Origin of the sequence: Candidatus Viridilinea mediisalina (assembly GCF_002532535.1) — a bacterium.
Taxonomy (GTDB): domain Bacteria; phylum Chloroflexota; class Chloroflexia; order Chloroflexales; family Chloroflexaceae; genus Viridilinea; species Viridilinea mediisalina.
This window is the reverse complement of the sequence record NZ_NQWI01000125.1, coordinates 1-14,096: the sequence shown is the minus strand read 5'-3', so window position 1 is coordinate 14,096 and position 14,096 is coordinate 1. Positions and strand designations below refer to the sequence as shown.

The window sequence follows — 14,096 nt, the reverse complement described above, 5'->3', positions numbered from 1 at the left end:
GCGCCGCCACCCTCCGCTGGCTTCGACAAGCTCAGCCAGCGGAGGGGCAGCGCACTCACGCTGTTTCTCTCCGTGCCACTGGCCTGCGGGCCATGAGGTACTCAGAGTGACAAAGTAATGGGGTACGCAACAAAATCTGCTTCCCCAACAGCGCTCCTTTTGCGCTATTGCGAAAATAGGTTTGCGGCATTCCGCGTAGGTTAAATAAGAGGTATCACTGATGATAACCACCGCAGCACAAATCAGCGTTGAACCGGGCTTTGGCACACTGGAACTCTTTCCACTGGTGCCAACCGAAACAATTCTCTACCATCTTTTTACCGATCTCTTTCATGATCACCGTAACCACTTCATCTTTGGTCCCTGTGTACCAATTACCATGCTTGACCTCAAGGAACCTGACTACCCGCCAGAGATTAGCCTGAGCAATGGCTACCTAACGGTGGACTTTGGGGCATGGCACTTCCATCTGTGCATTGGTGAACATAAAGGTACACAGCACAAACCGCTTGCTCCAGAGTTGCTGCGGCAGCGGCGCACCGCACGGGCCGAATTCTACCGTCGGATCACCCCTAACGGCGGGATTGACACATGGGGATTGCGCTGCTTCAACGGCAAAGGAGGACACCAGATCACGATCCTGCTCCCAACGCCCTTCGTTGCCAGTGATATGGAACGGCTAGAAGTACCCGATTGGTCGCGGCTGGCTCTCTGGGACGATCTGCGTTTCCGTTATTTGGGCCTCACACCTGATCCCCGTGACCGCAGTGTGCGGGGGTACAGGGCGTTAGCTTTGTAAGGAAAAAGATCATGAAAATCTACACCAAGACCGGCGACCTCGGCAAGACGGGGATGTGGGGCGGGCTGCGCGTAACGAAGGATTCGCCGCGTGTGCATGCCTATGGGACGGTGGATGAGTGCAATGCTATGATTGGTGTGGCCCGCGCTCACCCGGTTGATCCTGAAATCGATCAACTGCTCTCGCGGATTCAACATACGCTCTTTGTGGTCGGGTCTGATCTGACGACGATTGAGGATTCGCCCAATATCCCGCGTGTTCAGGAAGAAGATGTTGCCATGCTTGAGGATACGATTGATCAGCTTGAAGCAGGCTTGGCCCCGTTGCGCCAGTTCATCCTGCCTGGCGGCAGCCTTGCGGCGGCCCATCTGCATGCGGCGCGTACCATCTGCCGCCGCGCCGAACGCATGGTGGTTGCTCTCGCCCACGATGAGTTGGTCAATCCCCATGTGATGAGCTACCTAAACCGGCTCTCCGACTGCCTCTTCGTCTTGGCGCGCAGCGCCAATGCGCGCGCCTCGATTGCCGATATTGCGTGGCAGAGCCCGCGCCAGGCGGCGAAGCAGGGGGAATAGATTAGGGTGCGCGAGGGAACATGGTTCCCTCGCATCCTTCATCAAAAAACACCTGAGCATACTATGTCACACGGCGAAGTCCCGATTGACACACCAGAAACAGCCCAACCCCACCGCTCTCGCATTGTGCGTTGGCTGCTGATTGGGGCTGGATCGTTCGCGTTGGCGCTTGGCGGTTTGGGGGTGATCATTCCTGGGCTGCCGACGACACCCTTTGTGCTGCTTGCCGCAGCCTGCTATATCCGCAGTTCCGAACGGCTCTATCGCTGGCTGTTGGGTAGCCGCGTCTTTGGGCCGATCATTACCACCTGGCAGACCCACCGGGGCATGACGCGCCAAACGAAGTTGGCGACGCTCATCCTTGTTTGGCTCTCCATTGGTGGTTCAGCCCTCTTCTTGGTTGCCAATCCGCTCATTCAGGCCATTATGCTGGGGGTGGCGATGATCAAGACCGTTATTTTGGTGCGTATTCGTACTGTAGGGAGTATTTGAAGAGATTCAGAAGATCGCGCCACTTTTCACTCTATTCTAGCTTCTTATCGTCGCAGATCTTTGTGTCACGCTTTACAGCAGCAACAATATCATCAATTGTGAGATTGGTGAAGAGTTGATCTCGCTCTTGGGTATAATCACCGAAGCCGTGAGTGTATTGATGGTGGATGAGGTCAATCTGCTCGATGACCACCTGGTTGATCTGCTGCTCGACGCCGCCGCGATGGGGGTTAATACCGTTGAGCGCGAGGGGGTCTCGTTTGCCCATCCGGCCCGCTTTACGCTAGTGGGGACGATGAATCCCGAAGAGGGCGAGTTGCGCCCGCAACTGCTCGACCGCTTCGGCCTCTGTGTGACGGTGGCGGGCATTAGCACCACCGCTGATCGAGTGGAGATTATGGAGCGCCGCTTGGCCTATGAGGCGAACCCCTCCGCCTTTGCCAGTCAGTGGGCCACCGCTTCGCAAGAACTGCGTGACCGGATCGCCGCTGCGGTCGCCCTGCATCCGCAGGTTGTCGCCGAACGCAGCCACCTACAGACGATAGCAACCCAGGGTCAAGAGTTGGGCGTGGATGGCCACCGCGCCGACATTATTACGCTCAAGACGGCGAAGGCGCTGGCGGCGTGGCACGGGCGGACGCAGGTGGCTGCCGAGGATGTGCGCCTAGCCAGCGAGTTGGCGCTGCCCCACCGCATGCGTCGGCTGCCCTTTGAACCCGTGGGGAGGGCGTAACCATGACCATGAAATTCGTCCTGCTCAGCGCCACCGGCAACGGAATTGCCGCTGCTCGTCAGGCGCTGCTGGCGCTTGAGCCAGAATATCCCAACTTCTTTACGCTCCAGGCGCGGGCGGCGAGCAGCCTGACCGATCGTGCGGTCGCCGAGCGTTTTTGTGATGAGGTGGTACGTCAGGCCGATGTGCTGATCGTCATTCTGCATGGTGGTGCCGCCTCTTGCCCCCATCTGGCGCTCTTTCTCACGGCGGCCCGCGAGGCGCTGGCCTACTGCTACGTGCATCCTTCGGACGAAGATGCCGCTGCGCTCTCGCAGGAGTTTAGTAGCGAGGTTGGTAGTGCGCGCTTTGAAGAAGTGCGGCGCTATGTGCAGTTTGACGGTACCCAAAATTGGCGTAACCTGCTCTGCCTCTTAGCCGCGACGCGCGGCGTTGCGCTGCCCCACGATCCCCCCCAGCCCCAGCCCAGCGAGGCGCTCTACCATCCCGCTACCGGGATTGCCGCTACCCTTGAGGCGCACCTTGCCGCCCGGGGGACGAGCGCCGCCGCGCTGCGCCAGACGGGTCAGCCCGTCGTGGGCCTCTGCTTCTATCCGGGCTACTACGAGGATGACAATCTCGCCTGGGCCGATGCGATCATCCGCGAGGTGGAGCGTCAGGGTGGCTTTCCGCTGGTCTGTTTCTACATGCGTATGCCCGATCCCATTCGCAAGAATCGCATCTCCGATTGGGTGGTTGAGAACTACTTTATGCACGAAGGCGAACCGCTGATCCATGTGCTGCTCAACACCATGCACTTCTCGATCCGCCTCGCGACGCCAGCGGTGGCCGATGCCTATGCGCGCCTTGGTGTGCCGGTGCTCCAGGCGATGCTGCTCTACCTTTCGCACGACGATTGGTGGGCGAGTATGCAGGGGACGACGATGATGGAGGTGACGAGTAATGCGGCGCAACCCGAATTTGATGGGGTGCTGATCGCCTTTCCCGTCAGCACCCACGAGGCGCGGCCCGCCGATGCGCTCACCGGCGCAACGCTCTACACCCACCAGCCCATCCCAGAGCGGGTGGCGGCGATGGTGCGCCTCGCCCTGCGTTGGGCCACGTTGCGCCTGCGTCCCAATGAGGCGAAGCGCGTGGGCATCATTTTGCACAACTATCCGGCTACCAACGAGCGCATCGGCTGCGCCACCGGCCTCGACTCGCTGGAGAGCGTCGTCAAGATTGTGAACATGCTCGCCAACGAGGGCTACCAGGTTGACCATACCTACGCTTCGGGCGAAGAGCTGATTGCCGAACTGCTGGCCCACGCCACCAACGACGAGCGCTGGCAGACGCCCGATGCCCTTGCGGCGCGGGCGGTTGCGCTGGCAGCGCCTGAGCAGTACGCGCCCTGGGTCGCGCACCTGCCCGCCGAGCGGCGTAGCGAGATGGAGCGGGATTGGGGCGCTTTCCCTGGCCCCATTTTGGCCCACAACGGCCAGGTGATCATCAACGGGATCATCAACGGCAATATGTACATCGGCATGCAGCCGCCACGCGGCTTCGCCCACGATGCCGATAAGGTACACGATCCGCTCCTGCCGCCGCCGCCCGCCTACCTGCTCAGCTACCGTTGGCTGCGCGACACCTTTCAGGCCGATGCGCTGCTGCACATCGGCACCCACGGCACCCTCGAGTGGATGCCCGGCAAAGCCCTCGCCCTCTCGTCCCACTGCTACCCCGATCTGGCGATCATGGATCTGCCCAACATCTACCCCTACATCATCAATAACCCGGGCGAAGGGGTGCAGGCCAAACGCCGCTCCTATGCCTGTGTAGATGACTACCTCATTCCGGCGATGACCAGCGCCGACCGTTATGAACATCTCGCCACACTCGATACCCAGTTGCTTGAGTATATGCAGATGGCGGCGATGAATCCGGTGCAACTGCCCATCCTGGCGCGTACCATTTGGGCGCAGACGGTGGCCTGCAACCTGGATCGTGACATGGCGGTGGACGAAGCGAGCGCCTTTGCCGACTTTGACGCCTTTGTTCACCGTCTGCACGCCTACCTCTGCGAGCTGGCCGATGCCGCAATCAGCGACGGCCTGCACACGCTGGGCGAAGCGCCTGAAGGAGCGCAGTTGGTAGAATTTTTGGTCCAACTGGTGCGCCTGCCCAACGGCGATGTGCCCTCGCTCCGCGAACTCCTCGCCCGCCAGTGGGGCTACGACTACGACACGCTGCTTGCACAGCGCGGTGAGCGCGACCCCAGCGGACGCTTCCCCACCTACGGCACCGCGCTGGAGGCGATCCACGCTGAAGCGTTACGCATCCTTGCTGCCATCTGCGCGGGCGACACCAGTGGCTGTGACGAAGAGCCACTCGCACCCGTCCTCTGCTACGTGCGCGACCTACTCATCCCCCGGCTCATGCAGACGAGCGACGAACTCAGCACCATCAGCGCCGCCCTGCGGGGCCGCCACATTCTACCCGGCGGCAGCGGCGCACCCACACGCGGCATGGCCGACGTGCTCCCGAGTGGGCGCAACTTCTACACCGTTGATCCACAGAAGGTCCCCTCACCCGCCGCTTGGGCGATTGGCGTTGGCCTCGGCGACACCATGGTCGAACGCTACCGCAACGAAACCGGCAGCCTACCCGACACCATCGGCATGGTCGTCTGGTCTACGCCCACCATGCGAACCATGGGCGAAGACATCGCGCAGATTCTCTACCTCATGGGCGTGCGCCCGCGCTGGAACGGGCAGAGCGGACGGGTCGAGGGGGTCGAACCCATCCCACTCGATCAACTCAAATTCCCACGCATTGATGTCACCCTACGCATCTCCGGCCTCTTCCGCGACACCTTTCCCAACCTGATGGCGCTCGTTGACGACGCGGTACAAATGGTCGCCATGCTCGACGAACCACCGGAGCGCAACAGCGTGCGGCGCAACGTGCTCCGCGACCGTGACGAACTCATGCAGCGCGGCCTCGACCCCGAAGCCGCCCTGCGCGACGCCAGCTTCCGCATCTTCACCGAGCCACCGGGCGGCTACGGCACCGGCATCAGCGAGCTGATCGAACTGCGCGAGTGGCAAGATCGCAGCGAACTGGCCGACATCTTCATCAGTTGGGGCGGCTACGCCTACGGACGCGGCGTGCATGGCGTAGCCCGCCACGCAACCTTTCGCCAACGTCTAGCAGGCATCCAACTCGTCGTCAAGAACGAAGACACCCGCGAATACGACCTCTACTCCGACGACGACTGGGCGGGCTACTTGGGCGGCTTTGGCCTAGCGGTCAAAACCGTCGCGGGACGTGCGCCCCTCGCCTACAGCGGCGACGCCTCCGATCCACAGCGATTGCTCTACCGTGACACCCAACAGGAGAGTCGGCGCATCTTCCGCACGCGCATCCTCAACCCCAAATGGATCGCCGGCCTCCAGCGCCACGGCTTCAAAGGGGCAGGCGACATGGCCCACACCATGGACAACGTCTTCATCTGGGACGCGGTGGGCGACGTGGTGGAAGACTGGATGTACGAAGACCTGGCGCAGCGTTACGTCCTCGACGCAGCCATGCAGCAATGGATGCGCGAGGTCAACCCACACGCCCTCGAGAGCATCCTCGCCCGCCTGCTCGAAGCGATCCAGCGCGACATGTGGCATGCCGATGCTGACATGGAGGCACGTCTGCGCCACATCTACCTTGAGGTAGAGGGCGAGATCGAAGAGCGCACGGATTAGGGTTATGGTAGTCACCTCCGGTGGGGGTTCGGGGGAGGCGAAGCCTCCCCCGAAAAGCTCTTTTTGTTGCGTTTTGGCGGCAAAGCCGCCAAAACGCAACAAAAATGGGAGTGTGGTACAATTATTCGCATACCAGCTTATGCGATAGCGGCATAGACAACAGGAGGCGTGCTTGACTGAAGATCTACCAGTTCTACCACTGGATTGGTATACTTACTTGGAGATCAAAAAAAGGAAATAAACATGCAATGGCAACCAATCACTGACTTACCAGTCACATGGCAGGATCTTGTTTCAACGGAGCTAAGTTCTCTTGCTGAGGCATGGAACGAGACGTATCGAACACTCAAGGATACATCCTTAGTAGAAGTATTCAATGAGCGGTTACGGCGAGAGTGGGCTATAGAAACGGGAATTATTGAGAGGGTTTATACAATAGATAGAGGAACCACTCAACTGCTTATTGAGCAAGGCATCGACTCATCATTGATTACTCATGGAGCAACGAATCGACCTGTCAGCGAAGTGATACAAATTATTAATGATCAACGAGATGCCCTAGATGGCCTTTTTGCTTTTGTCTCTCGAAATGAAACATTATCTTTACATTATATTAGAACTCTTCATCAGATTTTGTTACGTCACCAAGAATATACGGAAGCTATGGATATACAAGGTCGAATGGGCCTTGTTCCTCTTATTAAGGGTGAGTGGAAACGACTTCCTAATAACCCACGTCGGCCTGATGGAATCACACATGAATATTGTCCACCAGAACATGTCCAGTCAGAGATGGAACAACTTTTGACTTGGCATCATATACACCTGAATCAAGAGATTACTCCTGAGATTGAAGCGGCATGGCTTCATCACCGATTTACCCAAATCCATCCATTCCAAGATGGAAATGGACGGGTTGCACGCTGCTTAGCGACCCTTGTTCTCTTACGAGCAGGTAGGTTTCCATTGGTTGTGAATCGTGATCAATGGGTTGAGTATATTAACGCACTTGAAGAAGCGGATGGTGGCGATCTGTCAAGATTAGTTCGCTTGTTCGATCAGATCCAAAAGCGAGCATACCTTAACGCATTAGCAATTTCTGAAGATATATCGTTAACAAGTAAAGTCGTTGTTGACGTAATTGATGGTATTGCGGAGAGGTATCGTCAGCGGCAGCAAGCCCAATTTGACCGCGTCTTGCAGGTTGCAAATCAATTACAAGCTTTCGCTCGACAATTGCTTGACACATTTGCGTCTTCCATAGAAGAAAGAACCACCTCGCTTGCGCTTCCAATAACTGCTCGTGTAAGTATCAACAATGAATCTTCGATTTTTTGGTATCAAGGCGATATTGTTGCAGTTGCAAAGAAACTGAATTACTATGCAAATCTTACAAGACCCCGATTGTGGGCTAGATTGAGAATAGAAGATACTAGTAATATTATAGCGACGAATGCTGAGATCGTGGTCTCGTTTCATTACCTTGGACGTGAAAATCGTGGTGTTATGATAGCGACTGTGTTCCTGAACTTGCTTCACAAATCATATCCTAATAGTGAAGAAGAAATGTCGATCACACCTGAAAGTCGTAGTTTTCGTGAAACTCATCCGCTGATTGATGAAGGCTTTATTATTACACATGCAGATATGAACCGGCTAGAAGTAAAAAAACGAGAATTTAAACAGTGGTTTGAGCAGGCGGTGACTGTTGGATTGGCTGAGTGGGAGCGACAGCTATAATAACCAAGAAGAAACCATTATTTGATGTATCGGTTAAAAAAAAGAGCCTCTCCCCTGAACGGATACTTATTACGCTCAAGACGGCGAAGGCGCTTTTCCTCCCAATCGCGCCCCTGCGTGGCGCGCCCCAGCAATGTTGCGTGCCACTGGCCCCAGTTCCAATTCGGCAAGTGCGCCGGTTACGTAGAGGCCGGGTGCCCACATTAGGCTTGGGGCAATCGCTGGGTAGCCGCAGGGGGCGAGTGGCAAATCGTGGGCGGCAATCGCATGATCAAGCCAAGCCCCACCGGGCCGTTGGGGGGTAAAGCCGGTCGCCAGGAGGACGCGCTGCGTCGTGAGCGTCTGCTCGGCAAGGGTCAGGCTGATGCTGCCATCTTCTAGGCGGCTGGCTCGGCGCACTTCACCCGGTTGCACCCGCAATAGCCCTTCGCGCTCGAAATGCGGATCAAGGATGCGTAGCCTACTACGGCTCACCCCGGCGCGTGCAAGCAACACCAGCGCAAGGTGCGCCCCATGGATGCCCCCGCCGATCAGGTGCGCTGCTCTTGGTTCATTGGAGTGTGCCAAAAACCCCTTAGACACCAAGAGTTGCTGCCTTGTCTCAATGGATCGCGTGAGAACGTGGCGGAGCAAAAAAGTCTATACCTGAAAGCCCTTGTGGGTTTAAGGGCGGACAGAATTCTTGTGCGGGTGCCTACGGATTCCTGATGGAGATGCGCCGGTTGGCCCTCACCCCCTACCCCCTTCGGCAAGCTCTGGTTCGACAGGCTCACCAACCGGGCACCGCCTCTCCCACAACGTGGGAGAGGGGCGAAGACAGCGAGATTCTTGGCGTTACAATGAGGTTTTTGCGTGCCAACGCACATGTTTTCTGTCCGCCCATGAACCACGTTGTGGGAGAGGGGCGAAAGCACCGCAGTTTTGTTGTGTTGCTATGTTCGCTCTCCCGTTCTCCCGTTCTCCCGCTCTCCCGCTTTACCGCTTTACCGCTTCCAAGGAGAGGGGCGAAGGCACCACGCTTTTTGTGCGTTCCCCTGTTCCCCTGTTCTTCCGTTCTCCTGTTCCCCTGTTCTTCCGTTCCTCTGTTCTTTCTAATCCCCTGAACCAGAAAGCTTCCGCAGGCTGTTACTCCGCAAGCTGCCGCTCATCCACTTGATGTGGTTGATCCCAATCGTCCAGAGCTGGCCGAGGGTGTCGGGGTTGGCGGCACCCTTGAGGAAGGTCTTGATCGGGCCGGGGCGTAGCGACCACTCGCGGGCGGCGCGCTTGGCCCAGTATTCCAGATCATCCGAACTGAGATGCGGGTAGTTCAAGACGGTGTGGGCGTACATATCGTAGTCTTCCCACTGGTTCATCTTGATCCAGCCGTTGGCGACCGCTTCGTAGTAGAAGGGGGTGCCAGGGTAGGGCGTGGCAATGTGGAAGAGCCCAATGTCAATCGGCAGGCGCTTCGAGAGCGCAATCGTCTGCTGGATGGTCTCGACCGTCTCGCCGGGTAGCCCGATGATGAAGTAGCCCCAGTTCATGATCCCGGCACGATGGCTGGCCGCAATCGTCTCTTGGATGCGTTGGACGGTGGTGCCTTTGCGTGCCCGCTTGAGTACCGATTCGCTGCCGCTCTCAAGACCCCAGGCGATCAGGAAGCAGCCAGCTTTCCGCATCAACTGAAGCTCCGCTTCGTCTACGAAGTCTACGCGGCTGTTACAACTCCAGCGCAACTGGATGCCATCTTTGATGATGGTGTTGCAGAGATCGTAGACAAACTCCTTATTGACGGTGAAGAGATCGGCCTCGAAGTGGATGTGGTGCATGCCCATCTGCTTGAGCATAATCATCTCTTCGAGGACGTGCTGGGGGCTGCGGTGGCGCACGCTCGACTGGTAGGTGACGTGCTTGATGCAGTAGCGACAGCCCGCTGGGCAGCCGCGGCTGGTGAGGACAAAGGTGTAGGGGCCGCCTACAATCGGCACTTTGTACTTGCGCCAGGGCAACTGGTCGTGCAGAGGAATCGGCAGGCTGTCCAGATTCTCGATGAAGGGCCGGTCGGGGTTGATCTTGACCTCGCCATGCTCATCGCGGAAGCCGATCCCAAGGGTTTCGCGCAGAGCGCGCGAGATGAGTTGGGGCGCGATGCCCAAAAAGCGGCCCCGTGTCGTCAGGTAGGATGCATCGGGGAAGGGCAGTTTACGCCACGGAGCAGTCAGATCGGCATTGCCAACCGGCACCGTCTCATCGCCATGCTCTTGGGTCACCTGGCGATCAATGGTGCGAATGACATCCACAATCGTCAGTTCAGGTTCGCCGCGCACCACAATATCGAGGGTCGGATAGGCTTCCAGCGTCTCACGGGTCATGGGGGTCACATGGGTGCCAATCGCCATACTGATGGTTCCCACCGCCTTACCGATGAAGGTTGTCCGCATATCGTTGGTGAGCGTGGGCGCCGTGGCGTGGATGATCATATAGCGCGGCTTCTTCTCCCACATGTACTGCTCAAAGCTCTTCCAGTCCATCATCAGGCCAATGGCGTCAACCACTTCAACGCTATAGCCGGCCTCCTTGACCACGGCCCCAATCTGGGCGAGGGCGGTCTGGGGCCAGATGATCCCATCACGGGTGCGGCGGCCCACGCGGGCAATGTCGCGCAGGAAGAGATCACCATCAGGCGACGGGGGATTGAGTACCAGTACATCAAGGCGCTGGCTGCGCTCGCGCGGCATCTCAACAAAGCGAATCTCACCCGCCCGCTCGTTGGCCTTCGCCGGGGCGACCAGCTTGATGCTGCTCGGCTTATCGCCGGGCGCAACCCGCTGCTTCTCGGTGGTTGTGGGGGTCTGTTCCTGCTCACTCATAGGACAACACTCCTCCAATGACGCGCTTGGGGGCGCGGATACGACGGGTAGGTTATTGGGCGTTACGCTGCACCGGGGCTGGATGTGTAGCCGGCTTGGTGCGTGCGCGCCGCGCCAAAATAGTTAGTCTTATTGATTGTACCAGCATTCCGATAGCACTAGCTAACAAAAGTGTAGTAATAATCGGGCCAATCAGTCGGTGCAGTGGCTCGTTCCAGAAGCTTATTTCCGCGCCAAACAGGAAATCTATGGCCGCACGCAGTTCGGTTGCAATATGTTTATCATACTCATAGACGAGGCCAAAGAGGAACGCAGTGAGCAGCCAACTCACATTGAGCCGCGAGGGCCGCATGTAGGCTTTGAAGCCAAACCAGAAACTGGCGGCCAGTGCCACAATGATCGGCCAGTTGTGGCTGGTCAGCACAATCAGGTAGCCCAGGACGTAGTGCCACTGGCCCAGGTTTTCGTAGCTCCAATTGTTGAAGGATTCGTACATTGGTTTGTGTGTAGGGCTGCGCCCCAGACCTTGTTTTTTTCGTTCGTTGTGGCGGCTTCGCCGCCACAACGAACGAAAAAATTTTCGGGGGAGGCGAAGCCTCCCCCAAACCCCCGCCGTAAGGCAGGGGCACAGCCCATACCTATGCCTGCTGCACGGCCACCGCCGCGACCTCTTCGGCCCACTTGAGGTCGGCCTGCTTTTCGCTGTCGCGGCGGCTCAGTTCGGCCAGCACACGCGCAAGGGCCCATGCGCTTACCAATTGGACGCCGGTGAGTACTAGGAGGGCACTAAGGACGGGGGCAAACCAAGAGGCGGCCAAACTGGGGTCGGTGAGGTTGAAGATCACGGCGGCAACATAGACCCCAACGCCAATCAGAATCGAGAGGAAGCCCAGCCACCAGTAGTGGCCTTCGATTCTCCGGCCATTCCCGCGTGGCCCAAACAGCCCTTGGCGGATGGGGTCGCGGTGGAAGAGCGCTACAACATAGCTGAAGGTGGTGCCTGTGGTGTAGAGGGTTATACCAGCAACGGCGAGTACGAGTGCGCCGAAGAGTTGCGGGAAGGACCACTGATCAAGCAGGCCCGCCAATTGGCCCCCAAGTTGGCCAATCAGGATGAGAAAGGCCAAAATGAGCGTGAGCAGCCCCACGCCACCAAAGATGCGCACCGGGTTATAGGTGAGCGCTGTCCAGACGATGGATTTGGTGAAGCGGAGGCCATCACGTACCACATGCAGCTTACTGCGTCCCGAACGCTCCTTGTAGGGGATGGGCGTCTCAACAATCTTCAGGTTCTCATGCAGAGCGCGGGTACTCATGGCGGGGGTAAAATCGAGGGTATTGGGCAACGGATAGATGCGCGGCAGGATCGAGCGGCGCAAGATCCGCTGACCGCTGGCGCTGTCGCTGATGCGAACCCCGGCTACGACTGAGAGCATGGTCGCAAAAATCGTATTGCCAATGCGGCGCACAATCGGCATCTCGCTATGCGCCCCAGCCATACGGCTGCCAATCACCAGATCGGCCCCATCAAGGGCAATTTCGCACATCTTGGGAAAATATTCGGGCGGATAGGTGCTATCGGCATCAAGGAACCCAAGCAGTTCGCCCTGTGCTGCGGCGAATCCGGTCTTGAGCGCCCCACCATAACCTTTGTTTTGCTGGCGAATGAGGCGTACCCGCTCGCCGTAGCTCTGCACAATCTCGGCGGTGCGATCCTGCGAGCCATCGTCAACCACGATGCACTCCAAGCCGTCAACGCCCACTTTGGCCAAATCCGGTTTAATTGCCAAAATACGCTCAACAATGGCCGCGATACCGTCTTCCTCATTGTAGGCAGGAATGACGACTGAGAGGGTGGTCATGATCTTTACTCCGTCAGAAAACAGGGGAATAGGGGAACAGGGGAACAGGGGAACAGAGAACAGGCGAACAGAGAACAGGAGAACAGGAGAACAGGAGAACAGGAGAACAGGAGAACAGGATTTATTTATTGAGAAAGAACATGTGTTCATTTCCGCAAAAGAACACAAAGGAACGCGAAAAAACTGTGGCGTCTTCGCCCCTCTCCCACAACCTGGGAGAGGGGTAGGGGGTGAGGGCCATCTAGGGTCAATACCTTTCAAATAAGGGGGCATGATCCGCGATCCCCCCCTCCCAGCCTCCCCCCTACGGGGGGAGGAGTCGGCTCCCTCCCCCCGTAGGGTTCATGGGCGGACAGAAAATATGTGCGTTGCCACGCAAAAACCTCATTGTAACGCCAAGAATCTCGCTGTCTTCGCCCCCTCTCCCACTTGTGGGAGAGGGGGAAGGGGGGTGAGGGCCATCCTGAGCATCCCAAAGTCCTATCCATCAAAACACTACAAGATCAGCAGGGCGTTCGGGCAGCGGATCGCGCTGTAGATCGCGCACGACGCGGGCCGGGTTGCCGACGGCTACACAGTAGTCGGGGATGTCTTTGGTGACCAAGGCACCTGCCCCAACCACAACGTTGCGCCCGATGGTTACTCCATCAAGTACAATTGCGCCTGAACCGATCCAACTGCCATGACCAATGGTGATGCCCTGGGCTGTGATCCCCTGCATACTAATGGGCCGTGTGGTATCGGCAAAGACATGGTTGACCGCCAAGAGTTGCACGAGTGTCCCCAGGTAGACATCATCGCCAATGGTGATCCCGCCTTGCCCACGCAGGATGCAGGCTTCGCCAATGAGCGAACGTGCGCCAATGGTGATGCCGGCATGGGGTAGATCGCGGAAGTTGTAGACATGGAGGATCGCGTTCTTCATGACCAAACTTTCAGCACCGATGCTGATCCCGCCCGGACAGGCGTGCAGGTAGCTGCCATGGTCAAGGTAGACCCCTTTGCCAAGCCGGAGGTTGGCCGCAAAGCGGATGCGTACGCCATCTTCAATCGCTGCGAGGCCGTCCATCTGCACAATGGTGCGGTAGGCCAAGCCGCGCAAGCCGACGCCGATGATCGTGGGTACCCAGCCCAAGGCGGCCTGTATGAACTGTTCAGCGATATAGTGCGGCAACGAGCTTGCCTGACGCTTGAGGTAGAGTTGGAGTTGATCAACCATAGTTTGCGAGGAGGCGAGGAGGCGAGGAGGCGAGGAGGCGAGGAGGCGAGGAGGCGAGGAGGCGAGGAGGCGAGGAGGCGAGGAGGCGAG

The 14,096-nt window shown here is 58.0% G+C and carries 11 protein-coding genes; 6 read left to right on the top strand and 5 right to left on the bottom strand.

Translation table 11 applies throughout. From position 1 onward, the window contains the following. The first annotated feature begins 220 nt into the window (after window positions 1–220). From CJ255_RS18375 to CJ255_RS18350, 6 genes are all read left to right on the top strand, one after another. Window positions 221–799, top strand: coding sequence for a DUF7676 family protein (locus tag CJ255_RS18375; protein ID WP_097645550.1), 579 nt, complete (start codon window positions 221–223; stop codon window positions 797–799). Between the two features lie 11 nt (window positions 800–810). Then, window positions 811–1,374, top strand: coding sequence for a cob(I)yrinic acid a,c-diamide adenosyltransferase (locus tag CJ255_RS18370; protein ID WP_097645549.1), 564 nt, complete (start codon window positions 811–813; stop codon window positions 1,372–1,374). Between the two features lie 63 nt (window positions 1,375–1,437). After that, window positions 1,438–1,866 (top strand): YbaN family protein, encoded by a 429-nt coding sequence (locus tag CJ255_RS18365; RefSeq protein WP_097645548.1) that lies wholly within the window; start codon window positions 1,438–1,440, stop codon window positions 1,864–1,866. 115 nt (window positions 1,867–1,981) lie between these two features. Next, on the top strand, window positions 1,982–2,599 hold the full coding sequence (locus tag CJ255_RS18360; protein WP_097645547.1) for a magnesium chelatase ATPase subunit I: 618 nt from the start codon (window positions 1,982–1,984) through the stop codon (window positions 2,597–2,599). Window positions 2,600–2,601: 2 nt separating this feature from the next. Continuing rightward, the gene (gene cobN, locus CJ255_RS18355; RefSeq protein WP_097645546.1) at window positions 2,602–6,333 is read left to right on the top strand and encodes a cobaltochelatase subunit CobN; all 3,732 of its coding nucleotides are present in this window, start codon (window positions 2,602–2,604) and stop codon (window positions 6,331–6,333) included. 243 nt (window positions 6,334–6,576) lie between these two features. Next, window positions 6,577–8,073: a Fic family protein gene (locus CJ255_RS18350; protein ID WP_097645545.1), complete on the top strand. Its 1,497-nt coding sequence runs from the start codon at window positions 6,577–6,579 to the stop codon at window positions 8,071–8,073. A 75-nt stretch (window positions 8,074–8,148) separates the two neighbouring features. On the opposite strand, the gene CJ255_RS18345 is transcribed toward CJ255_RS18350, so the two are convergent. The 5 genes from CJ255_RS18345 to CJ255_RS18325 form a co-directional block, all read right to left on the bottom strand. After that, a complete protein-coding gene (locus tag CJ255_RS18345; RefSeq protein ID WP_124682004.1) occupies window positions 8,149–8,655 on the bottom strand; it encodes a hypothetical protein in 507 nt (168 codons plus the stop codon). Between the two features lie 509 nt (window positions 8,656–9,164). Then, window positions 9,165–10,925, bottom strand: a complete 1,761-nt coding sequence (locus CJ255_RS18340) for a B12-binding domain-containing radical SAM protein (RefSeq protein WP_097645543.1) — start codon at window positions 10,923–10,925, stop codon at window positions 9,165–9,167. A 52-nt stretch (window positions 10,926–10,977) separates the two neighbouring features. After that, window positions 10,978–11,421, bottom strand: coding sequence for a hypothetical protein (locus tag CJ255_RS18335; RefSeq protein WP_097645542.1), 444 nt, complete (start codon window positions 11,419–11,421; stop codon window positions 10,978–10,980). A 142-nt stretch (window positions 11,422–11,563) separates the two neighbouring features. Next, complete coding sequence (locus CJ255_RS18330; RefSeq protein WP_097645541.1) at window positions 11,564–12,787, bottom strand: glycosyltransferase family 2 protein; 1,224 nt, start codon at window positions 12,785–12,787, stop codon at window positions 11,564–11,566. A gap of 487 nt (window positions 12,788–13,274) precedes the next feature. Further along, window positions 13,275–14,096, bottom strand: an 822-nt coding sequence (locus CJ255_RS18325; RefSeq protein WP_245863570.1) for an acyltransferase, incomplete at its 5' end; no start/stop codon positions are given.